Origin of the sequence: Microbacterium sp. NPDC089696 (assembly GCF_044749125.1) — a bacterium.
In the GTDB taxonomy this organism is placed as follows: Bacteria; Actinomycetota; Actinomycetes; order Actinomycetales; family Microbacteriaceae; genus Microbacterium.
Genome location: NZ_JBIVHF010000001.1, coordinates 538,106 through 563,258 on the forward strand (window position 1 = coordinate 538,106; position 25,153 = coordinate 563,258).

Annotated in this window: 24 protein-coding genes; 15 read left to right on the forward strand and 9 right to left on the reverse strand. The window is 70.0% G+C overall.

What is annotated here, in order from left to right; all coding sequences use genetic code 11:
- Window positions 1-3: 3 nt before the first annotated feature.
- On the reverse strand, window positions 4-822 hold the full coding sequence (locus ACIPY8_RS02690; protein ID WP_400814673.1) for an MOSC domain-containing protein: 819 nt from the start codon (window positions 820-822) through the stop codon (window positions 4-6).
- Between the two features lie 118 nt (window positions 823-940).
- On the reverse strand, window positions 941-1,129 hold the full coding sequence (locus ACIPY8_RS02695) for a DUF3073 domain-containing protein (RefSeq protein ID WP_050723254.1): 189 nt from the start codon (window positions 1,127-1,129) through the stop codon (window positions 941-943).
- A 149-nt stretch (window positions 1,130-1,278) separates the two neighbouring features.
- On the opposite strand from ACIPY8_RS02695, the gene ACIPY8_RS02700 reads away from it, so the two are divergent.
- Window positions 1,279-1,821: a universal stress protein gene (locus tag ACIPY8_RS02700; protein WP_400814676.1), complete on the forward strand. Its 543-nt coding sequence runs from the start codon at window positions 1,279-1,281 to the stop codon at window positions 1,819-1,821.
- Between the two features lie 59 nt (window positions 1,822-1,880).
- Here ACIPY8_RS02700 and ACIPY8_RS02705 read toward each other — a convergent pair whose 3' ends face one another.
- Together ACIPY8_RS02705 and ACIPY8_RS02710 are read right to left on the reverse strand one after the other, a co-directional pair.
- On the reverse strand, window positions 1,881-2,507 hold the full coding sequence (locus ACIPY8_RS02705; RefSeq protein ID WP_400814678.1) for a PadR family transcriptional regulator: 627 nt from the start codon (window positions 2,505-2,507) through the stop codon (window positions 1,881-1,883).
- Window positions 2,504-3,346 carry a DUF4097 family beta strand repeat-containing protein gene (locus ACIPY8_RS02710; protein ID WP_400814679.1) on the reverse strand — a complete coding sequence of 281 codons (843 nt, stop codon included), beginning with the start codon at window positions 3,344-3,346 and terminating at the stop codon, window positions 2,504-2,506. Before ACIPY8_RS02710 ends, ACIPY8_RS02705 begins: the two co-directional genes overlap by 4 nt.
- Window positions 3,347-3,514: 168 nt before the next feature.
- Here ACIPY8_RS02710 and ACIPY8_RS02715 point away from each other — a divergent pair, with 168 nt between their 5' ends.
- The 3 genes from ACIPY8_RS02715 to ACIPY8_RS02725 all read left to right on the forward strand — a co-directional run bounded on the left by ACIPY8_RS02715 (window position 3,515) and on the right by ACIPY8_RS02725 (window position 5,673).
- Window positions 3,515-4,303, forward strand: coding sequence for a MerR family transcriptional regulator (locus ACIPY8_RS02715; protein ID WP_400814681.1), 789 nt, complete (start codon window positions 3,515-3,517; stop codon window positions 4,301-4,303).
- 178 nt (window positions 4,304-4,481) lie between these two features.
- Window positions 4,482-4,856, forward strand: a complete 375-nt coding sequence (locus tag ACIPY8_RS02720; RefSeq protein ID WP_400814683.1) for a hypothetical protein — start codon at window positions 4,482-4,484, stop codon at window positions 4,854-4,856.
- 4 nt (window positions 4,857-4,860) lie between these two features.
- Window positions 4,861-5,673: a nitroreductase family protein gene (locus ACIPY8_RS02725; RefSeq protein WP_400814685.1), complete on the forward strand. Its 813-nt coding sequence runs from the start codon at window positions 4,861-4,863 to the stop codon at window positions 5,671-5,673.
- Window positions 5,674-5,692: 19 nt separating this feature from the next.
- On the opposite strand, the gene ACIPY8_RS02730 is transcribed toward ACIPY8_RS02725, so the two are convergent.
- Window positions 5,693-7,219 (reverse strand): FAD-dependent oxidoreductase, encoded by a 1,527-nt coding sequence (locus tag ACIPY8_RS02730; RefSeq protein WP_400817628.1) that lies wholly within the window; start codon window positions 7,217-7,219, stop codon window positions 5,693-5,695.
- Between the two features lie 97 nt (window positions 7,220-7,316).
- Between ACIPY8_RS02730 and ACIPY8_RS02735 the strand changes: the two genes are divergently transcribed.
- The 9 genes from ACIPY8_RS02735 to ACIPY8_RS02775 all read left to right on the forward strand — a co-directional run bounded on the left by ACIPY8_RS02735 (window position 7,317) and on the right by ACIPY8_RS02775 (window position 17,493).
- Complete coding sequence (locus tag ACIPY8_RS02735) at window positions 7,317-7,703, forward strand: fluoride efflux transporter FluC (RefSeq protein WP_400814687.1); 387 nt, start codon at window positions 7,317-7,319, stop codon at window positions 7,701-7,703.
- Window positions 7,700-8,059 (forward strand): fluoride efflux transporter FluC, encoded by a 360-nt coding sequence (locus tag ACIPY8_RS02740; RefSeq protein WP_400814690.1) that lies wholly within the window; start codon window positions 7,700-7,702, stop codon window positions 8,057-8,059. Before ACIPY8_RS02735 ends, ACIPY8_RS02740 begins: the two co-directional genes overlap by 4 nt.
- A 120-nt stretch (window positions 8,060-8,179) precedes the next feature.
- Window positions 8,180-9,451 carry an ABC transporter substrate-binding protein gene (locus ACIPY8_RS02745; RefSeq protein WP_400814692.1) on the forward strand — a complete coding sequence of 424 codons (1,272 nt, stop codon included), beginning with the start codon at window positions 8,180-8,182 and terminating at the stop codon, window positions 9,449-9,451.
- Between the two features lie 7 nt (window positions 9,452-9,458).
- Window positions 9,459-10,421 (forward strand): carbohydrate ABC transporter permease, encoded by a 963-nt coding sequence (locus ACIPY8_RS02750; protein ID WP_400814694.1) that lies wholly within the window; start codon window positions 9,459-9,461, stop codon window positions 10,419-10,421.
- Window positions 10,414-11,307 (forward strand): carbohydrate ABC transporter permease, encoded by an 894-nt coding sequence (locus tag ACIPY8_RS02755; RefSeq protein WP_400814696.1) that lies wholly within the window; start codon window positions 10,414-10,416, stop codon window positions 11,305-11,307. The genes ACIPY8_RS02750 and ACIPY8_RS02755 overlap by 8 nt, the downstream gene beginning before the upstream one ends.
- A 1-nt stretch (window position 11,308) precedes the next feature.
- Window positions 11,309-12,370 carry a LacI family DNA-binding transcriptional regulator gene (locus ACIPY8_RS02760; protein ID WP_400814699.1) on the forward strand — a complete coding sequence of 354 codons (1,062 nt, stop codon included), beginning with the start codon at window positions 11,309-11,311 and terminating at the stop codon, window positions 12,368-12,370.
- 41 nt (window positions 12,371-12,411) lie between these two features.
- On the forward strand, window positions 12,412-13,593 hold the full coding sequence (locus ACIPY8_RS02765) for a Gfo/Idh/MocA family protein (protein ID WP_400814701.1): 1,182 nt from the start codon (window positions 12,412-12,414) through the stop codon (window positions 13,591-13,593).
- Window positions 13,594-13,675: 82 nt separating this feature from the next.
- Window positions 13,676-14,269, forward strand: coding sequence for a TetR/AcrR family transcriptional regulator (locus tag ACIPY8_RS02770; RefSeq protein ID WP_400814703.1), 594 nt, complete (start codon window positions 13,676-13,678; stop codon window positions 14,267-14,269).
- Window positions 14,270-14,286: 17 nt separating this feature from the next.
- Window positions 14,287-17,493: an efflux RND transporter permease subunit gene (locus tag ACIPY8_RS02775; RefSeq protein WP_400814705.1), complete on the forward strand. Its 3,207-nt coding sequence runs from the start codon at window positions 14,287-14,289 to the stop codon at window positions 17,491-17,493.
- A 134-nt stretch (window positions 17,494-17,627) separates the two neighbouring features.
- On the opposite strand, the gene ACIPY8_RS02780 is transcribed toward ACIPY8_RS02775, so the two are convergent.
- Window positions 17,628-18,524: an aldose 1-epimerase family protein gene (locus tag ACIPY8_RS02780; RefSeq protein ID WP_400814707.1), complete on the reverse strand. Its 897-nt coding sequence runs from the start codon at window positions 18,522-18,524 to the stop codon at window positions 17,628-17,630.
- 281 nt (window positions 18,525-18,805) lie between these two features.
- Here ACIPY8_RS02780 and ACIPY8_RS02785 point away from each other — a divergent pair, with 281 nt between their 5' ends.
- Window positions 18,806-20,956: a DEAD/DEAH box helicase gene (locus ACIPY8_RS02785; protein ID WP_400814709.1), complete on the forward strand. Its 2,151-nt coding sequence runs from the start codon at window positions 18,806-18,808 to the stop codon at window positions 20,954-20,956.
- 125 nt (window positions 20,957-21,081) lie between these two features.
- Here ACIPY8_RS02785 and ACIPY8_RS02790 read toward each other — a convergent pair whose 3' ends face one another.
- From ACIPY8_RS02790 to ACIPY8_RS02800, 3 genes are all read right to left on the reverse strand, one after another.
- Window positions 21,082-21,621 (reverse strand): YaeQ family protein, encoded by a 540-nt coding sequence (locus ACIPY8_RS02790; protein WP_400814712.1) that lies wholly within the window; start codon window positions 21,619-21,621, stop codon window positions 21,082-21,084.
- Window positions 21,622-21,639: 18 nt separating this feature from the next.
- On the reverse strand, window positions 21,640-23,790 hold the full coding sequence (locus ACIPY8_RS02795) for an intein-containing Rv2578c family radical SAM protein (RefSeq protein ID WP_400817630.1): 2,151 nt from the start codon (window positions 23,788-23,790) through the stop codon (window positions 21,640-21,642).
- Between the two features lie 61 nt (window positions 23,791-23,851).
- Window positions 23,852-23,995, reverse strand: coding sequence for a hypothetical protein (locus tag ACIPY8_RS02800; protein ID WP_400814714.1), 144 nt, complete (start codon window positions 23,993-23,995; stop codon window positions 23,852-23,854).
- Between the two features lie 88 nt (window positions 23,996-24,083).
- Here ACIPY8_RS02800 and ACIPY8_RS02805 point away from each other — a divergent pair, with 88 nt between their 5' ends.
- Complete coding sequence (locus ACIPY8_RS02805; RefSeq protein ID WP_400814716.1) at window positions 24,084-25,019, forward strand: M15 family metallopeptidase; 936 nt, start codon at window positions 24,084-24,086, stop codon at window positions 25,017-25,019.
- Window positions 25,020-25,153 lie beyond the last annotated feature (134 nt).

The following is a 25,153-nucleotide window of genomic DNA, read 5'->3' on the forward strand; positions in this document are numbered from 1 at the left end:
AGCTCAGCCCGCGCGCACCTCGTCGCCGACGCGGACCACGCCGCCCTGCCACATCTCCTCGCCCGCGGGTGGGGTGCCGGGAAGCAGGAGGCGTCCGAGGGTCGGTTCGTCCTGACCGAACGACCCGGTGAGCGTCGTGAGCACCTTCGCATCGCGCACGCCCGTGTCGGGGTTCGCGTGCGTCGCGAGGCATCGGACGATGGGGCCGGCAGCGTCGAACACGAGGTCGCCGATGCGGACCTCCCCCGTCCAGCCGAGCTCCGTCCAGGGCCCCACGCCGTCGACGACGATGTTCGAGCGGAAGCGCCGATCGTCGATGTCGACGGCGAGCGCTGCGCCCAGCGCGTCCACGCTGCCGCGGCTGTGCACCGAGACGTAGCCGCGGGGACGATCCTGGAACCGTGAGGTGACGCCGTCGCCCACCAGCACGAGGGGCAGTCTGCCGGGGCGTCCGAGACGTCGGCCCTCGGCGCTCGCCAGCACGTAACCGGTGACGACCTCGACGAGGTCGCGACGGCCCTTCTCGTCGAGAGAGGCCTCGACGAGAAGGGCGCCGTCGTGCTCGATCCGGACGCGCCGGGCGACGTCGTCGAACCGCAGTCGCAGGGTGGCGAGGGCGGGGAAGTCCTGCAGTGCGAGGCCCTTCGCCTTCGGCCAGTGGTCGAGGCCGTCGCGGTCCTCCGGCGCGACCGCGTCGGCGAATCGGAACGCGAGGACGCGATCACCCGCGACGCGGCCGTCGGGCTGGACGGTCAGCGAGTCGACGCGCTCGGGCGTGAAGCCCTTGACGGGGTGGCGGTAGAGCGCGAGGACGTGGGGCATGCGTCGATCCTCTCAGGTGTCGCCGCTCTCCTGCGCACGCGAGTCCCGCCACGGGACCCCGTCCGGGCATGACGAAACCCCCGTGCGGTGCACGGGGGAGACGACGAACGAGGGGCGGTCAGGCCTTCTCTAGTTCGTCCTCGTCTTCGTCGGCGTACTCGTCCGCCCACTTGTCGACGTACTCGTTCTCCGAGTCGCTCGGGTGACCGAGTTCGCGCTCGAGCGCCGAGTAGTTGACGGACGGACTGAATGACTTCAGTTCGCGGGCGATTTTGGTGTGCTTCGCCTTCTGACGGCCACGGCCCATGCCAGAGACCCCCTCACGAGTTGAGCTGCGGGCTAGCTGGGGCCCGATGCATTCACGACACCGGCGCGAAGCCGGTAAGAGTAGCATTCAGAATAGCACGCGGCTACGCCGTCCTGCCTGACAGCAGCACTGTGAAGGGAGCGATCATCATGACCGACAACGCCTCCACTCCCGCAGACGAGGCCGCGCAGAACGCCACGCTGCAGAAAGCCGTGATCGTCGGCCTCCAGCCGGGGCAGAGCGCGCACGTCATCCACGAGGCGGCGCGGTTCGCGCGTCTCCTGCGGGTGCCGCTCGTCGTCGTGCACGTCGACGTCACGCGGTTCGTGACCTACGAGGATCCGGACGGATACGTGCACTCCGCGCCCATCGACATCAACTTCGACGCGGGGACCGCGGAGTTCGAGGTCGTGCAGTCGGAAGCCGCGGCGGCTCTCGACGGCACGGGCCTCACCTGGACGGCGCGGCAGCTCGTGGGTGATCCGGCTCTGGCGATCAAGCAGCTCGCGAACAAGCTCGACGCGCAGCTCATCGTCGTCGGCACGCGCAAGCGCGGGATCGGCGAGTCGATCCGCGAGTTCTTCACCGGCTCCGTCGCGGCGCGCCTCGCGCACCGGCAGCACCGGTCCGTGCTCGTCGTGCCCCTGGAGGAGCCGGTGCCCGACACGCAGCCCGAGATCTGGACCGAGTAGGTCACGCGCCGATCCCCGCGGAGCATCTCCACGGGGATCGACGCGTCGCGGGGAGTGGGTCAGCGCCCGAGCGAGGCCAGGGCCGAGGTGATGCCCCTGGCCGCGGCATCCAACCCGTCTTCGAGTTCGCTCACGACGGATGCCGGGAGGCGGCCGCCCTGCGCGACGTGCGTGCGCAGATCGGTGCGCACGCGGGCGCGGAACGCGTTGATGACGGCATCCGCGCGGTGCATCTCCTCGCGGCTCACGATGCGCTCGTCGTCGCCGGACGTGCGCGGGCGGGACTTGGACGCCGCACGGTCGTCCTTCTCGGCGGTGGCGAGGTCGGCGCGGAGGCTCTTCATGGCCTCCTTGACGCTCTGGCGCACCTCGTTGGCGATCAGGCGCACGGAGTCGGTGAGCCCCGCCTCGATGCCGGCGAGGTCGCCCTCGCGCGAGGCGAGCTCGGCGCGTCCGGCCTCGGTGATCGCGTAGATCGTGGTGCGACCGTCGACGGTCTTGGAGACCAGGCCCTCCTCCTCGAGCTTCGCGAGACGCGGGTAGATCGTGCCGGCGCTGGGCGTGTACGTTCCCCCGGTGCGGTCGGTCAGCGCCTGGATGATGCCGTAGCCGTGCTGCGGCACCTCGGCGAGCAGCGACAGCAGGTACAGGCGCAGGTCGCCGTGGGAGAAGACTGCGGGACTCATGCGTCCTCCCATTCGGCGTCGTTCTCGATCGAGGCGGGCGTGCGGCGCAGGACGGTCACGCCGCCCGAGACGGAGTTCGCGCGCAGATCGACGAAGCGGCCCGCGAGCTCTCCGGTCGAACCGGTGTAGTTGCTCGGGCCGGACGACGACCGCTCGATGCCGTCGATCAGCAGTCGTCCGCTCAGCGAGCGCACGACGTAGTTCGCGGCGAGGGACTCGTCGAGGCGCACCGTGGTGCCGCCGGAGACCGAGTTGACGTTGATCGTGTTTACGTCGCCCGCCGCGTCGACGAGCGTCGAGCCCGACACGATGTCGACGGTCGCCTTGCGCACCGTGCCGGTCACGGCCACGTCGCCCGAGACGCTGTTCGCGCTGATCGAGCCGGTGAGACCGCGCACCTGCACGTCGCCCGACACCGAGTTCACGGTGAGGTCGCCGATCAGGGTGTCGACGATGAGATCGCCGGAGACGGTGTTGAGGCGGGCGTCGTTGCGGATGCCCGAGACCAGCGCCCCGGCGCTCACGACGCCGAGGTTGAGGGCGATCGAGCGGGGGACCGCGACGCTCACCTCGGCTTTGGGGCCGCCGGAGCCGAAGTTGCGGAAGACCTCGAGGAAGTTGTCCCAGCCGAGCTGCGGGTGGTCGATCTCGACCTCGCCGTCGTGGGACTCGATGCGGAGGTCCTTGATGGTCACTCCGTGCACCTCGATGCGGATGCCGGGTTCGTCGTGCGCGATGACGTCGACCTGGCCGCCGACCAGGCCGATCTTCAGCCGGCTGACGTTCTCGATGTCGACGACGCGTTCCTCGCCGGGGGCGATGAGCCACTTCTCGGTCATGTCTGTTTCTCCTGTGTGGTGGGGCCGTGTTGAGACGGATCACGATATATCGTGTGCGTGTAGCGTAACACGATATATCTCGAATCTGTCAAGAGAGAGTTTGACCTTGACGTTACGTCAACCTCTACCGTGGAGTCACGAACGACGGACGCCCGAGAGGAGGACGCCATGACCGGTCGGGACTGGTCGATCCAGGAGATCGCCCGCCTCGCAGGAACGACGAGCAGGACGCTGCGTCACTACGACGACATCGGCCTGCTCGCGCCCACGCGCATCGCGCACAACGGCTACCGGCACTATGACGAGTCCGCTCTCGTGCGGCTGCAGCGCATCCTGCTGCTGCGCGAGCTCGGTCTCGGGCTGCCGCAGATCGCCGAGGTGCTGCGATCCGCGTCGCAGGAGACCACCGAGGCCTCCGCACTCGAGACCCACCTCGCTCTCCTGCGCGAGGAGCAGAACCGGCTGGCGCGGCAGATCGCGTCGGTCGAGACCACCATCACCGCACTGAGAGGAGGTGAACAACTCATGGCAGAGAACATGTTCGACGGCTTCGACCACACGCAGTACAAGGACGAGGTCGAGCAGCGCTGGGGCCGGAAGGCCTACGCCGACGGCGACCGCTGGTGGCGGAGCATGACGGATGCCGAGCGCGCCGACTGGCAGCAGCGCGTGTCCGACCTCGGACGCGACTGGATCGCCGCCGCCGAGAGCGGTGTCGACCCGGCATCGGCCGCGGCCCAGGAGGTCGCCCGTCGCCACGTCGAGTGGCTGACCGGCGTCCCGGGCACCCCGGCATCCGTGCCCGGCGGCGACGTCAAGGCGTACGTCATCGGCCTCGGTGAGATGTATGTCGCGGATCCGCGTTTCGGCGCGAACTACGCGACATCGCGCGGCGGGACCCACGGCGCGGAGTTCGTCCGCGATGCGCTCCGCGTCTACGCGGACGCGCACCTGTAGGACGGGGCGCGTTTCGTCTCGCTCCGCTCGCTCAACGACCGGGGAGGAACCTCTCCGGTCGTTGAGCGAGGAGCGCAGCGACGAGACGAACGTGCCGAACTTCACGGGATCACTATCGAAGACCCGCACGCGCCGCAAGAGCCGAGCCGGATGCCGCACCCGGGCGTAGTGTCGTGCCATGGCCCACCGTCGCAAGCGCACGAACGCGGCTCCGCTGTTCGTCGCCGCCACGATCGCCTACGCCGTGAACGCCGCCTTGGGCACCGCGGTCGCCGCACGAGTCATCGACACGAAGAACTTCCGCTGGGTGCATCACGCGCTCTACATCGCGACGTGCGCCACGACCGTGGCCGCCGTGAGCGCCGCGCTCTGGGCTCGCCCGAGGGTCGCGAGCCGCCGGGCTGCGGCATCCCTCGCCCCGGCGCTCGCGCCCCTCGCGGCCATCCCGTACCTCGGCACGCATACGCGCCGGCATCCGCTCGTCGCGCTCGCCGCGGCGCCCTTCGTCGTCGCGGGCGTCGTGTGCTCGCGCATCCCCTCCGACCGGAAGTGAACGCATGGAACTGCTCGATGTCATCCGCCGCCGCAAGACCACGAACGGCCCGTTCCTGCCCGATGCGGTGTCGGAGGAGCACCAGCGCATCCTGCTGGAGGCCGCCGGTCGCGCGCCCTCGCAGTTGAACAGCCAGCCGTGGCGGTTCGTGGTGATCGAGGACCGCGGGACCATCGACCGCATCGCCCGCATCTCAGGCGAGAGCATGACCGAGGCGATGTCGAACGGCACGTTCTTCGAGCGGTACAAGCCGTACTTCCGCTTCAGTCAGGCCGAGATGGAGGAGAAGCGCAGCGGGATGCTGTTCGACAAGCTCCCCGCGGCACTGCGCCCGTTCACGAGCCAGGTGTTCACGAAGCGCGGGCAGAAGCTCATGAACACCTTCGGCGTTCCCCGGACGCTCGGTGAGGAGAACCACAAGCTCGTGGCGGGGTCGCCGCTGCTGCTCGGCGTCATGCTCGATCGCAGCGAGTACCGGCCAGGGCAGCTGTCGTCGTTCTACTCGGTCTTCAGCATGGGTGCCGCGATGGAGAACGTGTGGCTGACGACGGTCGAGCTCGGCATGGGGATCCAGTTCATCTCGTTCCCGATGGAGGTTCCGGGCAAGTGGGAGGAGATCACCGAACTGCTGCGCGTGCCCGACGACCTCGAGCTGATGGCCGTCTACCGCCTCGGCTACCTGCCGCCGGAGCAGCGCCGCCCGGCGATCGACTGGTCGAGCCACCAGCGCAAGCTCGCGTCGCAGTACGTGTTCCGAGAGACGTGCGAGACGCCGCAGCAGGGCTGGGACGCCCCGCCCGCCGACGCCGACCGCTGAGTTCCGGAACGCCGGCGTATCAGCCCGCGCTCGTGCGGGGCAGCGTCTTCAGGTCGCGCAGGGCCGGTCCTTCGAGGCGCGTGCCGTCGGCGGCGAAACGCGACGCGTGCAGGGGGCAGTCCCACGAGCAGTCCGCGTCGTTCCACGCGAGCGCTCCGCCGAGGTGCGGGCACACGGCGTCGACGGCGCGGGTGACTCCGTCGACCGTCGAGATGCCGACCGGGAGCCCGCCGCGGTTCGCGACGACCCCCTCGCCTTCGGCGGGGCGGGGAACCGGAACGCCGCGGGTCTCGGCATCCACCCATCCGGTCGTGGCCGCCGCGGCGACCTTGGCGCCTTCGATGGCGCCCCGCGCGAGATCCGCGGGAACCGTGAGCCGGGTGCCGATCGTCACCATCCACCCGGGCCGATCCCGCCAGTGCGTGCCGAGGATCTCGGCCGTGAGCCGCAGGGCTGCCGCCGGGCCGTTCGACAGACCCCACTTGGAGTAGCCGGTCGCGAAGCGGATCGCCCCCAGGCCGCGGGGCATCGCGCCCACGAAGGGGAGGAGGTTGTGCGACTCGTAGTCCTGCGCAGCCCACCGGTGCGTCTCCTCGGCGCCGGGGAAGTGCTGCTGCGTCCACGCGACCAGATCGTCGACCGCCGCCCGTTCGCCGTCGGAGCGCCCGACCGGATGCCCGTTGCCGCCGACCACCAGCGTCGAGCCGTCGTCCGGGGCGTCGTCGGAGGAGACGGGACGGATCGAACGCGTGGGGCCGTCCGCCGAGAGGAACGTCGTCGTGGGCACGTCGCCCGGCACTCGGAAGGAGACGCAGTACGACCGGAGGCCTCGCGTCTTCGCGAAGTACAGACCGCGGTCCGTGATCGGCGTGCCGGTCGCGAGGACGATGTGCTCTGCGAACAGCGGACCGGAAGCCGTCTGCACGTGCGCATCGGGCACAGCGTGCGTCCCCGTCACGCGGATGCCGGTGTGCAGCGTGCCTCCGGCTGCCAGGAACTCGTCCGCGAGGGCGACCGCGATCGCCATCGGGTCGATCGTCACCTGATCGTCGAGGGCGACGGCGCCGGACACGGGGAACGCCTCGGACAGCTCGCTGCGCGTGAGCATGCGCGTCGGGAGTCCCGCGGCGCGCGCGGCCGCATGCTGCTCCCGCACGGACTCCAGCCCGTCGGCCGTCTGCGCGTAGGTGTGGTCGGTGCGCCGGCGGTACGTCACGCCGGCGTGGTCGGCGAACGCGAGGAGCCAGTCCATGCCCTCGCGGTTGGCGTCGACGTACGCCTGCACGAGGGAGGCGGGGTGATGCCGACGGATCTCGGCGAGATGCGCTCCCTGGAGGAGGGAGAGCTTGCCGGTGTTGCCGCCCGTCGCGAGCTCGCCGATCCGTCCGGACTCGACGACGGCGACGTCGAGGCCTGCGCGGGTGAGCATCACGGCGGTGCTGAGGCCGGTGATCCCCGCGCCGACGACGACGGCGTCATGGCGTCCTCCGGGCTCGAACGGCGTGCCGGCGGGCGGGGTGCGGTCGAGCTTCCAGAGCGGGTGCATGGCGTCCATACTGGTCCTCTCGACGCTCGAGGACACCCGGTTGACAGGAGCCCGGCGCCGGAGCAGGGAGTCGGACGCGCGGGACTAGAGTGGCCGGGTGACTCCCCGCCGCCTGCTCCTCGTGTTCCTCGGGGGCGCGGTCGGCACGGCGGCACGGCTCGCCCTCGGGCTGTGGATCCCGGATGCCGGGGGCTTCCCCGTCGCGACCTTCGCCGTCAACGTCGTGGGGTCGTTCCTCATCGGCGTCCTCGCCGCACGTCTCCCATCGACCACCGACCTGCGCGTGCTGCTCGGCACGGGCGTGCTCGGCGGCTTCACGACCTACAGTGCGTTCATGACCGGCACGGTCGGACTGTGGGCCGCGGCCCCCGGAATCGCCGTTCTCTACGCGGTCGCCAGCCTCGTGCTGGGGCTCGCCGCCGCGGCGCTCGGCCTCCGCCTCGGGCGTCCTCGCGCGACCGCGACGTCGACGGAGACGCCGTGAGCCCGTGGCTGTTCCTCGGGGCGACGCTCGCCGGGGGAGTGGGCGCCGTGTTGCGGTACGCGCTCGACGTCGCCGTGGGCTCGCTGGTGGGGCGCCGGTTCCCGTGGGGCATCCTCGTGGTGAACCTCACCGGCTCGTTCGCACTGGGCCTCGTGGCGACCGCTCTGCCTGACCAGGCCTTCCTGCTGGGGGCGGGGCTGCTCGGCGGGTACACGACCTTCAGTACGGCGATGCTCGACACGGTGGCGCTGTGGCGCGACGGCGAGCGTGCAGCGTCGGTGTTCAACGCGGTGGGGATGCTGGTGCTCGGCCTCGTCGCCGCCGGCCTCGGGATGCTGCTCGGCGCGCAGTTCTGACGCGAGCCGGGATCCGGCGCTTGCGCGGCTCGGGCATCCCGGGTTAGTCTCCTTGCTAATCGTTTAACTGTTAATCGTTTAACAAACGTGATCGACCGCACCCCGTCAAAGGAGACACCGATGCCCCGCACCTCCCGTCGCGCCCTCGGCGCCCTCGCCGCCTCGGCGGTAGCCGTCCTCGCGCTCAGCGCCTGCTCGTCGTCGGCGGGCGGGGACTCCTCGTCCGGTGGCGACGTCACCCTCAGCTACGCCATCTGGGACGAGAACCAGAAGCCCGCCATGGAGGAGATCGCCGCCGCGTTCGAGAAGGAGAACCCGAACGTCTCGATCGACATCCAGGTCACGCCGTACAAGGAGTACTTCACGAAGCTGCAGACCGCGGCGACCGGAGGCTCGGCGGCCGATGTGTTCTGGATGAACGGCCCGAACTTCCCGCTCTACGCCTCGAACGGACAGCTCGCCCCGCTCGACGATGCGGGGGTGGATGCCGCGGACTACCCCGAGGGCCTCGTCGACCTCTACACGTACGACGGGAAGCTCTACGGCGCCCCGAAGGACTTCGACACCGTCGCGCTCTGGTACAACAAGGAGCTCTTCGACGCGGCCGGCGTCGCCTACCCCGCGGCCGGCTGGACCTGGGACGACTTCACCGCCGCAGCCGCAGCGCTCACCGATCCGGCCACCGGGCAGTACGGCGTCGCCGCGAGCCAGTACGGGCAGGAGAACTTCTACGACTCGATCGCCCAGGCCGGCGGCGAGGTCATCTCGGAGGACGGCACGACCACCGGATACGACAGCCCCGAGGCTCTCGAGGGCATCGAGCTGTGGACCGACCTGATCGCCGACGGTTCCTCACCCACGGCGCAGCAGATGACCGACACCAACCCCGAGGACATGTTCCTCTCGGGCAAGGTCGCGATGTTCCAGAACGGCTCCTGGGCGGCCATCGCCTACGGCGGCAACGCCGACATGGCCGACAAGGTCGACGTCGCGCCGCTCCCCGCCGGGCCCGAGGGCAATCAGAGCGTGATCCACGGTGTGGGCAATGTCGCCAACGCGAAGAGCGCGCACCTGGCTGAGGCCAAGGCGTTCGCCGCGTTCGCGAGCGGCGAGGAGGCCGCGAAGATCCAGGCCGAGACCGGCACCGTGATCCCCGCGTTCACCGGCACGCAGGACGCGTGGGTCGACGCGCTCCCCCAGTACGACCTGCAGGTGTACATCGACGCGCTCGACACGGCGGTGCCGTACCCGGTGTCGACCAACACGTCGGCATGGACGAGCATCGAGAGCGAGGTGCTGTCGCAGGTGTGGTCGGGGGCGGTCACGCCGGAGGCGGGTCTGAAGGACCTGGCCGAGAAGATGCAGGCCGCGCTGGACGCCGAGCAGGAGTGAGTCCCGCATGACCGTCGTCGCCTCCCGCGAAGCCGTGTCGGCGGAGAGGGTGCCGGAGCCCCCGCGCCCCGGCATCCGTCGTCGCCGACGGCGCAGCCCCGGTGCCTCGCCGTGGTGGGCGCTGGTGTTCCTCGGCCCCACGGCCGTCGGCATCGCCGCGTTCTACCTGTGGCCGACCGTGCGCACCCTCCTCATCTCGTTCACGAAGTCCGGGCCGTTCGGCGGGTCGGAGTGGGTCGGGATCGACAACTACGCGCGACTGTTCCAGGACCCGGAGCTGATCGGTGCGCTGCGCAACACCGCGCTGTACACCGTGATCGCGCTGATCGGCATCCCGCTGGCCGTCGCGATCGCGGCACTGTTGAACACCACGGGGCTGAAGGGCCGCAGCGCGTATCGCACGCTGTACTTCATCCCGGTGGTGACGATGCCGGCGGCGATCGCGCTGGTCTGGCGCATGATCTACAACGGCGACTACGGCGTGCTGAACGCCGCTCTCGGCGCGGTCGGGATCGACGGGCGCAGCTGGCTCACCGATCCGAGCACGGCTCTGATCGCGATCGCCGTCGTGGGGATCTGGGCGGGGCTGGGCACGAACATCGTGATCTTCCTCGCGGGGCTGCAGGGCATCCCCGACACGATCATGGAGGCCGCGGATCTCGACGGCGCGGGACCGGTGCGGAAGTTCTTCTCGATCACGATCCCGCTGCTGTCGCCGTCGATCTTCTTCGTGAGCGTGATCAGCGTGATCGGCGCGCTGCAGGTGTTCGACCTCGTGTACATGATGCTCGGACGCAGCAACCCGGCCATGCCGAACACCCGCACGGTGGTGTACCTGTTCTACGAAGCGGGGTTCCTCGACAACGACCGCGGCTACGCGGCCACCGTCGCGTTCCTGCTGCTGCTCATCATCCTGGTGCTGACGATCGTGCAGTTCCGTCTGCAGAAGAAGTGGGTGCACTATGAGTGACGTCTCGCTCGACACGCGCGCCGTCGTCGGCGCCGCCCCCGGCCGTTCCGGCACCCGAGCCGGGAAGCCGCGCAACCGCGGGCTGTGGATCGTGCACCTCGTGCTCATCCTCGGCGCGGTGCTGATGGTGTTCCCGTTCGTGTGGCAGCTGCTGACCTCGTTCAAGACGCTGTCCGACTCGGTGCAGGTGCCGCCCTCGCTGCTGCCCCGCGAATGGGTGTTCACGAACTTCGCCGAGGTGTTCGACTCGATGCCGTTCGCGCAGATGTTCGCCAACTCGGTGCTGCTCACGATCGGCCGCACGGTCGGGCAGGTCGTGCTGTGCACCATGGCCGGGTACGCGTTCGCGCGCATCCCGTTCCCCGGACGCAACGCCCTGTTCGTCGTGTTCCTGTCGGTGCTCATGGTCCCCTCGCAGCTGTACCTGCTGCCGCAGTACGAGATCATCCAGGCGCTCGGCTGGCTCAACACGCTGCAGGCGCTCATCGTGCCCGGCATCTTCAGCGCCTTCGGCGCGTTCCTGATGCGGCAGTTCTTCCTGTCGATGCCCGCCGAGCTCGAGGAGGCCGCGCGCATCGACGGCGCGAATCCGTGGCAGACGTTCTGGCGGATCATGGTTCCGCTCGCGAAGCCTGGCATCATCGCACTTGTGGTGTTCACTGTGCTGTGGTCCTGGAACGATCTGCTGTGGCCGTTGATCGTGACGACCGACCCGGCCAGGATGCCGCTGTCGGTCGGACTCTCGCAGCTCGTCGGCATCCACGGCACCGACTACCCGGTGCTCATGGCCGGCGCCCTGCTCGCCACGCTCCCCATGCTCGTGACGTTCATGATCCTGCAGCGGCAGTTCATCCAGGGCATCGCCTTCAGCGGATCGAAGGGCTGACATGACCGAGCGCAGACAGCACGTCCCCCGACGCCCCACGCTGCGGATGGTCGCGGAGCGCGCAGGGGTCTCGACCGCGACGGTGTCGTACGTGTTCTCCGGACGGTCGGGTTCGACCTCCGGCGCCGGCGTCGCGGAGGCCACCGCGGCCAAGGTGATCGCGGCGGCGGAGGAGCTGAACTACCGACCGAACAGTGCGGCGCGGGCGATCAGGACCGGCCGCACCGGCATGGTCCAGCTCTCGCTCCACATGCTCAGCGACCCGTGGTCGCTCGCGGTCGCCGACGCCGTCAACATCGAGGCGAACCGGCACGGCCTGACGACGCTGATCCTCGCCGACGGCGACTGGCATGCCGCGCTCGACCGGGTCGAATCCGATGTCGCCTACCTGGACGGCATCGGCCTCGACGCGGATGCCGTGGGCAAGCTCGGCGACCTCGTGCAGCGTGGACAGCGCCTCGTGGTGTTCACCGAGCAGCCGCTCGCCGCCGACGGATTCGACGTGGTGCGCTCCGACGCGATCCCCGGCTGCGAGATCGCGATGGACCACCTCCTCGAACGGCACACGCGGATCGGCGCGCTCACGGCGGAGGGCGCGGTGCGTCTCGCCCCCACGCAGGTCACCCGGTACACGCCCTACCTCGAGCGCATGGCCGCAGCCGGACTCGAGGTCGACCCCGCATGGACGGCGACCTACGGCGACTCGCAGTCGAGCGCTTTCGAGGCGGCCGTCGGCCTGCTGTCGCGGGACGATCGGCCCGACGCGATCTATGCCACGACAGACTTCGCGGCCATCGCGGCGATCAACGCGGCGCACATGCTCGGGCTGCGGGTGCCGCACGACGTCGCGGTGATCGGCATCGGCAACACCCCGGATGCGCAGCTCGTCGCCCCGACTCTGACGACGGTCGGCCCGACCGACTTCTTCGCGCGTCAGGCGCGCATCATCACCGACCGCGCTCTCGCACCCGACGACTCCGCTCCGCGCGTGCACGAGTTCCCGTGGTCGCTCTTCCCCGGGGCGTCGACCGATCTCGACGCCCCGGCTCCTCGTTCGCGGTGACGCTCGCGCGCCGCATCCCTCTCTCGACCCAAGGACACACCGTGGATCTCACCATCGGCATCATCGGCTTCGGCGCGCGCGCCACCCTCCGCGACGAGGTGCACCGCCCCGGCGAGGGGTCGCGCGTCACCGCCGTCTGCGACCCGTCGGAGCGTGCGCGCGAGGACGCGCGGCGCGTCTTCCCCGACGCGCTCGTCACGGACTCGCTCGACGAGCTGCTCGCCTCGGGAGTGGACGCCGTCATGGTGCTCACGCCGGACGACACGCACGCCGCGCTCAGCATCCGCGCTCTCGAGGCGGGCGTCGCGGTGTTCTGCGAGAAGCCTCTCGCGATCGACCTCGCCGACGCGGACGCCATGCTGCAGGCCGCGCGGCGCACCGGCAGCCGCCTCTACATCGGCCACAACATGCGGCACATGCCCGTGATCACGCTCATGCGCGGACTCATCCAGGACGGCCGCATCGGCGATGTGAAGGCGGTGTGGGTGCGGCACTTCGTGGGGCACGGCGGCGACTACTACTTCAAGGACTGGCACGCCGACCGTCGTCGCACCACCGGACTCCTGCTGCAGAAGGGCGCGCACGACATCGACATCATCCACTGGCTCGCCGACGCCTACACCGAGCGGGTCGCGGCGATGGGGGAGCTCAGCGTGTACGGGGCGATCACCGACCGGCGCGAGCGCCGGGGAGAGCGGATGCCGGACTGGTTCAGCGTCGACAACTGGCCGCCGACCTCGCTCACCGGGCTCCACCCCGTGATCGACGTCGAGGACATCTCGATGGTCAACATGCGGCTGTCGGGCGGCATCCTCGCCTCCTACCAGCAGTGCCACTTCACCCCCGACTACTGGCGCAACTACACCGTGATCGGCACCGAGGGGCGCATCGAGAACTTCGGCGACACCGCCGGCAGCGAGGTGCGCCTGTGGAACAAGCGGCACCGGGGCGCGGCCGCCGCGGATGAGACGTTCATCGTCCCGGAGGTCGTCGATGCGGGGCACGAGGGCGCGGACGCGCTGCTCGTCGCGGAGTTCCTGCGGTTCGTGCGTCACGGAGGCCTCACCGAGACCTCGCCGGTCGCGGCGCGCGAGGCGGTGGCCGCCGGCATCCTCGCGACGCAGTCGCTGCGCGGCGACGGCTCGGCGATAGAGGTCCCGGAGCTGGATGCCGACCTCGTGGCGTACTTCGAACGAGGCCAGGTCGAGGTCTCCGCCGCCTGACGGGGCCACCCGCGCCGGGCGAACGCACAGCTTCGGCGGGCAAGATGTACAAACGTACATGTACGCCCGTACAGGAGGCCGGATGAGCGAGGGCACCCGACGGCGCCGCGACCCCGAGGCGCGCCGCCGCGAGATCGTGACGGCCGCCGCCGAGCTCATCATCGAGGTCGGCGTCGAGGCGCTCACGCATCGCAAGGTCGCCGCCCGTGCGAACGTCCCTCTCGGCGCGACCACCCAGTACTTCGCGACGCTCGACGATCTGCGGGACGCCGCACTCGGAGCGCTCGCGTCCGAGATCCAGACCCGCATCGACGAGACCCGCCGCGCGGTCGTCGCGGAGGGCGTGACGCCAGAGGGCATCGCCCGACTCGTCCGTCAGGGACTCGACGACGCCCGCGCCGTGCACGCGGACCGCGCGGTGGTCACCGCCGCGGTGCACGACCCCCGGGTGCGCGCGTTCGCCCGCCAGTGGTCCGACGAGGTCGTCGGCTTCATGTCCCCCGTTCACGGTCTCGACCGCGCCAGGGCGGCCGCCGTCTTCATCGACGGCGTACTCTGGCACGCGCAGATCCACGACGAGCCGCTCGACGAAGAGCTGATCCGCGACGCCCTCGCCGGCATCCTCACCCCGGCACAGGCATCCGCACCCGCATCGCCCGCCGCAGCAATCGCTTGACCGACAGAGAGAATCCCATGTCGAACCTCGCCGTCCTGAGCCTCAAGAACCGCGCACTGATCGCCCTCATCACGATCGTCGCCGCGATCTTCGGCGGACTCGCCCTGACGAACCTCAAGCAGGAGCTCATCCCCTCGCTCGAGCTGCCCAACCTCATGGTCATGACGACCTACCCCGGTGCCTCGCCCGAGGTCGTCGAGAACGACGTCTCGACGCCCATCGAGGCGGCGATCCAGGGTGTGCCCGGGCTCGACAGCACCACCGCGACGAGCACGACGAACGCCTCGATCGTGCAGGCGACCTTCGCCTACGGCACGAACCTCGCGACCGCCGAGCAGAAGATCCAGCAGGCCATCAACCGCATCTCGGGCCAGCTGCCGGAGGACCTCAGTCCGCAGGTGCTCGCCGTCTCGATCGACGACTTCCCCGTGATCCAGGTCGCGGTGACCGGCTTCGACGACGCCGACAACGCGCAGGCGCAGCTCGAGAACGTCGCGATCCCCGAACTCGAAGACGTCGACGGCGTCAACGCCGCGCAGATCATCGGCGGCGTGGGTCAGCGCATCACCATCACGCCGGACGTCGCAGCCCTCGCGACCGCGGGCGAGAGCACACAGGCCATCGGCACCGCGCTGCAGCAGAACGGCACGCTCTTCCCCGGCGGCGACATCACCGAGAACGGCCAGACGCTCACGGTGCAGACCGGCGCGAAGATCACCTCGGTGGACGAGATCGCCGCGCTGCCGATCATCGGCACGGACGTCACGATCGGCGACGTCGCCACCGTCGTGCAGGAGGACGACCCGATCTCGTCGATCTCGCGCGTCGACGGTGAGGACGCCCTGTCGATCTCGATCACGAAGCTGCCTGCCGCGAACACCGTGGAGGTGTCGCAGGGCATCATCGCGGCGCTCGACACGATCGGCGAGGCCCTGCCGGACGCGCAGTTCACGATCATCTTCGACCAGGCGCCGTTCATCGTGCAGTCGATCGAGACGCTCGCCACCGAGGGACTGCTCGGCCTGGTGATGGCCGTGCTCGTCATCCTCGTGTTCCTCATGTCGGTGCGGTCGACCCTCGTCACGGCGATCTCGATCCCGACGAGCGTGCTCATCACGTTCATCGGCCTGCAGGCGTTCGGCTACTCGCTCAACATCCTCACGCTCGGCGCGCTGACGATCGCGATCGGCCGCGTGGTCGACGACTCCATCGTCGTCATCGAGAACATCAAGAGGCACTACGTCGGGGATGCCGACAAGGGCGATGCCATCCGCCTCGGTGTGCGCGAGGTCGCGATGGCCGTGACCGCGTCGACCATCACGACGGTCGCGGTGTTCCTGCCGATCGTCTTCGTCGGCGACATGGTCGGCGAGCTGTTCCGACCGTTCGCGATGACCGTGACGATCGCGATGGTGGCGTCGCTGCTCGTCTCGCTCACGATCGTGCCCGTGCTCGCGTACTGGTTCCTCCGCCCCGGCAAGCCGCTGCTCGACGAGAACGGCGTGCAGATCGACCCCGAGCACCAGGATGCTCCGCCCACGCGCCTGCAGCGCGGCTACCGGCCGATCCTGGCCTGGACGCTCAAGCACTCCTGGATCACCGTCATCCTCGCGGTCGTCGTGCTCGGTGGCACGATCGCGGCCGCGCCGCTCATGAAGGTGAACTTCCTCAACGACTCCGGTCAGAACACCATGACCGTCACGCAGGATCTCGGCCCGACCGCGAGCCTGGAGACCAAGTCCGAGGCGGCCGTCGCCGTGGAGGACGCGCTGAGCGGCATCGACGGCATCACCCACGTGCAGGCCTCGATCGGATCCAGCGGGTCCGCGCTGCGCGATGCCTTCTCCGGTGGAGCGGGCGTCACCTACTCGGTGCTCACCGACGGCGACGCCGACCAGGAGAAGCTCCGCACCGAGGTGCAGGATGCGATCGAGAAGCTCACCGACGTCGGAGAGGTGTCGGTCGCGGCCTCCGCCGGCCTCGGGTCGAGCGACATCGAGATCACCGTCTCGGCCTCCACCGCCGACGACCTCGACGCCGCGACGAAGGCCGTGGTCGCCGAGCTCGACGGCCGCGACGGCATCGGCCAGGTGACCGACAACCTCGCCGCCGCGCTGCCGTACCTCGCCGTGGTCGTCGACCGCGACGCGGCCGCCGCGCGGGGGCTCTCCGAGGCCGCCGTCGGATCCATCGTCTCGGGCACCATGCGCCCCCAGCAGCTGGGGTCCGTCGAGATCGACGACACCTCGCTCACGGTGTACCTCGCGACGGCCGAGCCGCCCGCGACCGCCGAGGCGCTGCGCACCCTGGCGATCCCGACTCCGCTCGGCATCGTGCAGCTGCAGGACATCGCGGCCGTCGAGGAGCGCAACGGCCCCACGTCGATCACGACCGAGCAGGGACGCCGCACCGCGACCGTGACGGTGCCCCCGGCATCCGACAACCTCGCGACCGCGACCCAGTCCGTGACCGAGGCGCTCGCCGCGGTCGATCTGCCCGACGGCGCCTCGGCCGAGGTCGGCGGCGTCGCCTCGCAACAGGCCGACTCGTTCTCGCAGCTCGGACTCGCGATGCTCGCGGCGATCCTGATCGTCTACGTCGTGATGGTCGCGACGTTCAAGTCGCTGCGCCAGCCGCTGCTGCTGCTCATCTCGGTGCCGTTCGCCGCGACCGGCGCGATCCTCCTGCAGATCATCACGGGCGTGCCGCTCGGGGTCGCCTCGTTGATCGGCGTGCTGATGCTCATCGGCATCGTGGTGACGAACGCGATCGTCCTGATCGACCTCGTGAACCAGTATCGAGAGAAGGGTCTGTCGACCGCGGAGGCGGTGATGGCGGGAGGGGAGAAGCGTCTGCGTCCGATCCTCATGACCGCGCTCGCGACCATCCTCGCCCTGACCCCGATGGCGCTCGGCATCACGGGCCACGGAGGGTTCATCTCGCAGCCGCTCGCGATCGTGGTGATCGGAGGCCTGCTGTCGTCGACCGTGCTCACGCTCGTCGTGCTGCCGACGCTCTACAACCTCGTCGAGGGGGCGAAGGAGCGGCGTCGGGCCCGCAGGGGCGGCGGCTCGGACGGCACGGCGGATGGCGGGGATGCTCCGGGCGAGGGCCCGACGCCGGAAGGGCCGGTCTTCGCCGGTGCCTCCGCGACGGCATCCGACCTCCCGCACGCGACGCAGCTGACCCGCCGCGAGTTGCGCGAGCAGTCCCACGGGCACTGAGTCGGCGCCGGGTCGGGCGCTGAGTCGGGCCCCGAGGTAGGCGATGGTGCCGGGGTAGGACGATCTCTCAGGGATCGTCCTACCCCGGCGCCGTGGCCTACCCTCGCGACGGCGATCCGGAGGCCGGGCGCGGCTCAGGACAGCGTGAGACCCCAGTGCAGGGTCCAGGTCTCGCCCGGTGCGAGACGGCGGAGGCCGGTGCCGCTGTTGAACGCATCGGCCGGCGCGGTCATCGGCTCCATCGCGACGGCGAGCGGACGGCCGGGGTACTTGTCGGTCGTGAACACCTGCACGACGTCGTAGCCCTCGCCCTGCCAGAGCGTGAGGCGACGACCGTCGGGGGCGGTGAGCGAATGACGCGCCAGGCCGTCGGGATCGCGCTCGAGGTCGATGAACCCGGTGTCGAGCGAGACATCGCCGAGGCGCACACCCTCCCGCAGCGCGGCATCCGCGGGTCGGGTGCCGACCGGCAGCATCCGCTCGTCCGTCTCGATCGCAGTGCGAGCCGCGACACGCAGCACGAGATCCTCCTCGGCGACGTCGCCGATCGTGAGGAACGGATGCGACCCCACCGCGACCGGCGCCGGCGCCTCGGACTGGTTCGTGATGACGTGCTCGACGTCGATGCCGTCGGTGCGCAGCGTGTACGTCACGCTCGTCTCGAGCAGGTAGGGATACCCGGTCTGGGGCACGACGGACGCGCGCAGGGTGGCGGCCGAGGCTCCGTCGGTGACCTCGTACGCCGTGAAGCGGAGCAGCCCGTGGCTCGCGTTCGAGAACTTCGGCTCGGTGATCGCCAGCTGTCGCTCGGTGCCGTCGTCGTCCCAGCGGCCGTCGCGGATGCGATTCGGCCAGGGGACGAGCACGACGCCGGAGCACGACGGCGTCGGAGCGTCGAGAGGATAGGGCGCGACGAGGTCGATTCCGCCGATCTGCAGCGAGCGGAGCGAGGCGCCGACCTGTGCGATCTGGGCGGAGACGTCGCCGAGTCGGAGATGAACCTGGATGCCGGTGGGGGATGCGGAGGTCACTCCGTCATCGTAGGGCGCTGCGGTGCCGGGCGCTCTCCCAGGTGCGACCGCTACACTGGGGAGGTCGGCTTCGGGTACCCGCGTATGGACGCGGACGTTTTTGTGCAAGAAGTGTGAGCCCAGGGGCCGATGGTGAGCGCCGCTCGGCGCTAATCAACCATCACATGAATGGCCCCGGCCGCTGACAGTCCGGACCCGCTGCACGATCGACAGATCGGATGCCGGGTGCTCGCGCGTGTGCGCGGCGCTGTTCTCGTGCGAGAACTCAGAAGGACAGAACCATGCCCAAGAACAAGAAGCCCCGCGGCGGACGCCCCGCCGCCAACTTCGAGCCGCGCTACGGCGCGAAGAAGACCTCGTTCCACGACCGTCACGCCGGCGGCCGCGACGGAGGTCGCGACACCCGTGACGCCCGCGATGCGCGTGACACCCGCGGCGGACGCCCGGATGCCGGTGAGCGCCGCCCCGCGTCGACCGGCTACGACCGCCGTCCGGGCAGCCGCAGCCCCGGACACCGCGGATACCGTGCCGCCGAGGAGGGCGGCGCGCCCAAGCAGCGGTGGGGCGCTCAGGAGCGCGCCGGCCGCGACGAGGCCCGAAGCATCCGCAACCGCGCCGAGTCCGGACGTCGTGAGGCGCCGCACCGCCGCGACGAGAACCCGCGTTTCGGCGAGCGCTCCGAGCGTCCCCGGTACGGCAACGACCGCCCGACCGGCGGCCGTCGCTTCGACGACCGCGCCCCGCGTCGCGACGACCGGTCCGAGCGTCCGCGCTTCGACCGCGCCGATCGCGGTGGCCAGCGCTTCGACCGTGACGCGCGCCCGCAGCGTGACGACCGCGGCTACGGCGACCGCGCCCCGCGGCGTGACGACCGTGGCGAGCGTCCCCGCTACTCCGACCGGGGCGCCGAGCGTCCCCGTTTCGACCGCGACGCGCGTCCGCAGCGCGACGACCGTGGCTCCGACCGTCCGGAGCGCTCGTACGACGCCGCCCGTGCGCGCCGCGCGTTCGACCGCGACCGTGCCCAGCGCTCGATCGAGGGCGGCCGCGACGAGCGGTCGCGTCCCTCGACCGGCGGCGCGTACCGCACCGAGCGTCCCCGTCGGGACGACCGTGGCGGCCGCGACGCGCGTCCGAGCCGCAGCGACTGGAACGCCACGCCCAAGGCGGCGTTCGAGCCCACCGAGGATGTCGTGCACGAGCGTCTCGAGGCGAAGGCCGTCCAGGCCGTCGAGGTGAACGACGTCACGTTCGCCGACCTCGGTCTCGGCTCGAACATCGTCGAGACGCTCGCGAACATGGGCGCGGCCTCGCCGTTCCCGATCCAGGCCGCGAGCATCCCTGCCGTGCTCGAGGGGCGCGACGTGCTCGCTCGCGGGCGCACCGGCTCGGGCAAGACCATCGCCTTCGGCGCTCCGCTCGTCGAGAAGGTGCTGCAGTCGCAGGCCGGCAAGCGTCGCGAGTTCGGTCGGTCGCCGCGCGCGATCGTCCTCGCTCCGACCCGCGAGCTCGCCCTGCAGATCGACCGCACCATCCAGCCGATCGCCCGCAGCGTCGGTCTGTTCACCACCCAGATCTACGGCGGCGTGCCGCAGGGTCGTCAGGTGGGTGCTCTCAAGAAGGGCGTCGACATCGTGATCGGCACGCCCGGTCGCATCGAGGACCTCATCAACCAGGGCAAGCTCGACCTGTCGGACTGCCGCATCGCAGTGCTCGACGAGGCCGACCACATGTGCGAGCTCGGGTTCGTCGAGCCCGTGCAGCGCATCCTCCGCGCCACCGCCGACGGCAGCCAGAAGCTGCTGTTCTCGGCGACGCTCGACCGTGAGGTCGCCGCACTCGTCGACGAGTTCCTCGTCGACCCCGCCGTCTACGAGGTCGCCGGCGAGGACCAGGACTCGGGCACGATCGAGCACCGCGTGCTCGTGATCGAGCACCGCGACAAGGCCGAGATCCTCACGTCGCTCGTCGACCGCGAGGGCAAGACGCTCGTGTTCGCGCGCACCCGCGCCTACGCCGAGATGCTCGCGGAGCAGTTCGACGACGCCGGCATCCCCGCCGTATCGCTGCACGGCGACCTCAACCAGGGCAAGCGCACGCGCAACCTTGAGCGTCTGACGTCGGGCCGCGTGAACGTGCTCGTCGCGACCGACGTCGCCGCCCGCGGCATCCACGTCGACGACATCGACCTCGTGGTGCAGGCGGACGCTCCCGACGAGTACAAGACGTACCTGCACCGCTCCGGCCGCACCGGTCGCGCGGGTCGTTCGGGTCGTGTCGTGACGCTCATCACGCGTCAGCGTCAGCGTCGCATGAACGAGCTGCTCGAGCGCGCCGAGATCGAGGCGCCGTTCGAGAACGCGCGCGTCGACGACGACCTGATCGAGGAGATCGCCGGGCGGATGCCGTCTGCCGCCGACCTCACGGCCTGAGCCGTTCCGTCACGAAGGCCCTGCTCCGCGCTCGCGAGGTGGGGCCTTCTGCGTGCGGCGACGCGTTTCGTCTCGTTGAGCGAGGAGCGCAGCGACGAGACGAAACGCGCCGCCTCCCGCGTGACTCAGCCGAGCGTGTGCTCGTGCACGGCCGTCGTCAGCGTCGTGCCGTTCAGGGTCAGGTAGAGCGTCTGCTCCGTGACGGTGAGACTCACGGTGTTGCGGCGTTCGAGCAACGGCGCGGCCGTGGCGATGAACTCGGGGTCGAAGCTGAAGACGCGCACGTCCTCGGCGCGGTGGATGCGCTTGTCGGCCCAGGGCGCCATGACCTTCGCGGGATCGCGATGCGTGTACACGACCACGCGCTCGGCGAGCCGGGTGGCGTGGTGGAGACGCTCGGCGTCGGGGGCGCCGACCTCGATCCATGCGGTGATCGCCCCGGTGAGGTCGCGGGCGATCACGGCCGGCTCCTCGGTCGACGACACGCTGCCGCCGAAGGCGATCCCCTCGGTGTGCTCGAGGCCGTACGCGAGAACACGCGTGAGCATGTAGGCGTCGGTCTCGGACGGATGCCGCGCCGCGCGCAGCGAGTAATCCTCGTACACGCCCCTGTCGGTGTCCGCCAGCTGCACGTCGAAGGTGTGGATTGTCGAGCCGATCGCCATAGTCATCGAGCCTACGGCTCAGAAGAGCATGGGCTGTGCCGGGGTCACCGTCGACGGCCCGGTGGTGCGGAATCCGACCGTTGTCCTCTCTCGCGCGCCGCCCTGCGTCTGGTTCTGATTCCAGATCGAGTCGACGTGGCCCTGGCCCGGCCGGAGGCCGCGGCGGGGATAGTCGTCCTCGTCGCGCCCGTCGAGTCCGTGCATCCGGATGAGCGGTCGTGCTCGCTTGGCGAGCCACTGCCGGTACCCCTTCGGCGCCTCGGCGGACACTCCGGGATACAGCCCCAGGTAGGAGGACACGAGGTCGGGGCGCGCCTCGCCGAGCCACTTCATGAACCAGGGCTTCACGCCGGGACGCAGGTGCAGGGCGCCGTAGATCACGCGCCCGGCGCCCGCATCCTTGATGCGCTTCAGGGCCGTGTCGATCGCCTCGACCGAGTCGGTCATGTGCGGCATGATCGGCATCAGGAAGACGGTCACGGGGAACCCGGCATCCGCGAGCGCCTTCACGGTGTCGAGGCGCGCCTGCGTGGTCGGGGCTCCGGGTTCGATCGCCTTCTGCAGCTCGTCGTCGTACATCGCGATCGACATCTGCACGTCGACGGGCACGCGCTGCGCAGCCTTCACGAGCAGCGGGATGTCGCGACGGATCAGCGTGCCTTTCGTGAGGATCGAGATCGGCGTGCCCGACGCCGCGAGCGCCTCGATGATGCCCGGCATCAGCGTGTAGCGGCCCTCGGCGCGCTGATACGGGTCGGTGTTCGTGCCGAGCGCCACGGTCTCGTGGCGCCAGCTGCCCTTGCGCAGCTCCCTCTGCAGCACCTCGACCACGTTCGTCTTCACGACGATCTGCGAGTCGAAGTCCGCTCCGCCGTCGAGATCGAGGTACTCGTGCGTCCCGCGGGCGAAGCAGTTGTGGCTGATCACCCCGTTCGCGATGAAATCGCTCGTCCCGGTGGTGATGTCGAGGAGGTCGTGCTCACCGGGGAGGGGCTCGATGCTCACGACTCGTAGATCGGCGACGCTCTTCACCGCTGTGCCCTCGACCGCGAGCTTGCGGCTGATCGCGGGCGCGGCGATGCCGAAGAATCGCTGACGACTCGGAAGACCGCCGGTGATCCGCACGTTACGGACACCGTTCTCGCGAGGCGGTTCCGTGACGTGTGGGATGTCGAAGATCGAGAGGGCGCGCTCGATCGAAGCGATCAACTCGGCATCCTTGTTGGCGATGCGGAGCACACCGCGCGAGCAACTTCCCTCGGCGTCGAAGACTCCTCCCAGGAATCCGGCGTGCCAATCGCGCGTCTGTTCTTCGGGCACGGCGATGAGCGACTCGATGGCCGCGACGCTGCCGCGCGCCGCCGTGTGGATCGCATCGGCAGCGCTGCGGGTCGCCGAGGCGACGGCGAAGGGCCGCGTGCGGGTGTCGACGCCCTCCTGCGCGAGGAACGAGCGGGTCCGCGACAGCGCTTCGTCGTCGATCAGCGCGAGCCGGAACATATGGATCTCGCGCGTGCGCCTCTCGCTCGGATAGGTACCGTGGAAGATCATGCCGTCGCCGCGGATCATCCCGGACAGATACCCGCGGCGATACTCGACCGACGACGTCTCTACGGCGGGTCGGGGCGCGCCGATCCCGAAGCCCATCAGGCGGTTGTTGAGGGTCAGGTGCGGGCGTCGACCGTTCTCGACATCCGTCACGTGCTTCCAGCCGCGCTCGGTGAGAAAGCGGTGATCGCCGCTCGCGATGATCTCGGTGCCGTCGGCGAGGGTCACGCGGTAGGCCTTCTTGCGCGTCGTCCACTTCGCTTGGATGGTCGTGCGGACATAGCGCCGGTAGTCGCCACTCCGCTCGGTACCGATAATCTCGGCGCCGACCTCGAGGTCTCGCAGCGCGCGCTGACGACCATCGGCGCACAGGATGAGGGTGTCCGGCGAGACACAGTAGACACAGGCATGACTGCATCCGCGGTAGGGGTTGATCGTCCAGGCGAACGGCATGCGCGACGCGCCGGGGACGTGGTTGAGCGCCGACTTCGACAGCACCTCGTGGAACGTCATGCCCGCGAACTCGGGGGTCGTCACCGAGCGCAGCATGCTCGACCGGTCTTCGAGACCCGGCAGTGCCGCGGCATCCGTCTCTCCGAGTTTCTGTCCCTGCCAGCGCATGCTCCATTCGAACATGCAGACGAAGATCACGCAAGTGATATTCGAAGAAAGGAACGAATGATCACCCGGTCGGCTCGGTCGCGCGGATCAGCCCGCACTCGACGCAGGACCACACCACGAGGAATCGCTCGTCGTCGAGGATCTCGAAGGTCAGCGCGCCGCCGCACGTGGGGCAGATCCGAGGATCGACAGCGCGCTCCGTCATGCCTCCAGCCTACGGATCGGAGGTGCCGGAGGGGCCAGTATTCCGGTCGCTGAGTGCGGCGGTGCGGCGCTCGCGGCACAATGGAGGGATGACCCGTACGCCGCAGCCTCGGCATGCGGCGCCTCGCTCCCCGATCAGCGGTCCCGCCCTGCCCGTCGGGCTCGCGGTGACCGCTGTCGGCATCCTGCTGTCGATCGCCGCCGCGCCGGCCGCGATCTCGACGTCGCAGGACCTCGTCATGCCCGAGCCGCTCGTGATCGCCGAGGTGCCGGCCGTGCAGGTCGGCGCGACGACCGCTGCGGATCCGTGCTCCGAGCCGAGCGTGCTGGAGGCCATCGCGGTCGCCGATGACGCGGCGATCATCGCCGGCTTCGGCGGAGGCCAGAGCTTCCAGGCGGCCGTCGTCGCCGGCAACGCTCCCTGCGTGGCTCTCGACGATCCCGCCCACGTCTGGGTGGTCGTGAACAAGGCGCGCCCGCTGAATCCCGTCGACTTCGCCCCGGCGTCCCTCGCCGACATCCCGCTGCAGATGACCACGCGATCGGGTCAGGCACGCGCCGATGCCGCGGCCGCGGTCGGCGAGATGGCTGCGGCGGCCGTCGCCGAGGGAGTGGGCGAGATCGGCGCGAACAACGGCTATCGCTCGTACGATCTCCAGGTCTCGACGCACGCCTCGCATGTGCGCAACAGCGGACAGGCCGGGGCGGACGCCGCGTCGGCGCGCGCCGGCTACAGCGAGCACCAGACCGGTCTGGCGATGGACGTCGTCGCCTGCGACCCGTCGTGCGGGGAGATCGACGCGTTCGGCGGGACGCCGCAGGGGGCCTGGGTCGCGGAGAACGCCTGGGAGTACGGCTTCATCGTGCGCTACGAGGACGTCGGGTCCGGAATCACCGGCTACAAGCCGGAGCCCTGGCATCTGCGGTACCTCGGGCCGGAACTCGCCGCGGCGTATCACCACGGCGGCTTCCACACCCTCGAGGAGTTCTTCGGACTGCCGGCTGCCCCCGACTACGCGCACTGACCCGCGGCGGAACGCCGTCTGGCGGCATCCGACAATCGCGGTACCCAGTCCCAGAGAATGTGGGATGCATTCTCACAACGCACTGTCTTCTCGTCGGCGCACCGGCATATGATCACCGGAGCAACGACGCACGA

Coding starts and splice junctions, on each gene's coding strand:
- ACIPY8_RS02690 (WP_400814673.1), bottom strand. CDS start 822: ATGCCCCACGTCCTCGCGCTCTACCGCCACCCCGTCAAGGGCTTCACG.
- ACIPY8_RS02695 (WP_050723254.1), bottom strand. CDS start 1,129: ATGGGCCGTGGCCGTCAGAAGGCGAAGCACACCAAAATCGCCCGCGAA.
- ACIPY8_RS02700 (WP_400814676.1), top strand. CDS start 1,279: ATGACCGACAACGCCTCCACTCCCGCAGACGAGGCCGCGCAGAACGCC.
- ACIPY8_RS02705 (WP_400814678.1), bottom strand. CDS start 2,507: ATGAGTCCCGCAGTCTTCTCCCACGGCGACCTGCGCCTGTACCTGCTG.
- ACIPY8_RS02710 (WP_400814679.1), bottom strand. CDS start 3,346: ATGACCGAGAAGTGGCTCATCGCCCCCGGCGAGGAACGCGTCGTCGAC.
- ACIPY8_RS02715 (WP_400814681.1), top strand. CDS start 3,515: ATGACCGGTCGGGACTGGTCGATCCAGGAGATCGCCCGCCTCGCAGGA.
- ACIPY8_RS02720 (WP_400814683.1), top strand. CDS start 4,482: ATGGCCCACCGTCGCAAGCGCACGAACGCGGCTCCGCTGTTCGTCGCC.
- ACIPY8_RS02725 (WP_400814685.1), top strand. CDS start 4,861: ATGGAACTGCTCGATGTCATCCGCCGCCGCAAGACCACGAACGGCCCG.
- ACIPY8_RS02730 (WP_400817628.1), bottom strand. CDS start 7,219: ATGCACCCGCTCTGGAAGCTCGACCGCACCCCGCCCGCCGGCACGCCG.
- ACIPY8_RS02745 (WP_400814692.1), top strand. CDS start 8,180: ATGCCCCGCACCTCCCGTCGCGCCCTCGGCGCCCTCGCCGCCTCGGCG.
- ACIPY8_RS02750 (WP_400814694.1), top strand. CDS start 9,459: ATGACCGTCGTCGCCTCCCGCGAAGCCGTGTCGGCGGAGAGGGTGCCG.
- ACIPY8_RS02755 (WP_400814696.1), top strand. CDS start 10,414: ATGAGTGACGTCTCGCTCGACACGCGCGCCGTCGTCGGCGCCGCCCCC.
- ACIPY8_RS02760 (WP_400814699.1), top strand. CDS start 11,309: ATGACCGAGCGCAGACAGCACGTCCCCCGACGCCCCACGCTGCGGATG.
- ACIPY8_RS02770 (WP_400814703.1), top strand. CDS start 13,676: ATGAGCGAGGGCACCCGACGGCGCCGCGACCCCGAGGCGCGCCGCCGC.
- ACIPY8_RS02775 (WP_400814705.1), top strand. CDS start 14,287: ATGTCGAACCTCGCCGTCCTGAGCCTCAAGAACCGCGCACTGATCGCC.
- ACIPY8_RS02785 (WP_400814709.1), top strand. CDS start 18,806: ATGCCCAAGAACAAGAAGCCCCGCGGCGGACGCCCCGCCGCCAACTTC.
- ACIPY8_RS02790 (WP_400814712.1), bottom strand. CDS start 21,621: ATGGCGATCGGCTCGACAATCCACACCTTCGACGTGCAGCTGGCGGAC.
- ACIPY8_RS02795 (WP_400817630.1), bottom strand. CDS start 23,790: ATGCGCTGGCAGGGACAGAAACTCGGAGAGACGGATGCCGCGGCACTG.
- ACIPY8_RS02800 (WP_400814714.1), bottom strand. CDS start 23,995: ATGACGGAGCGCGCTGTCGATCCTCGGATCTGCCCCACGTGCGGCGGC.
- ACIPY8_RS02805 (WP_400814716.1), top strand. CDS start 24,084: ATGACCCGTACGCCGCAGCCTCGGCATGCGGCGCCTCGCTCCCCGATC.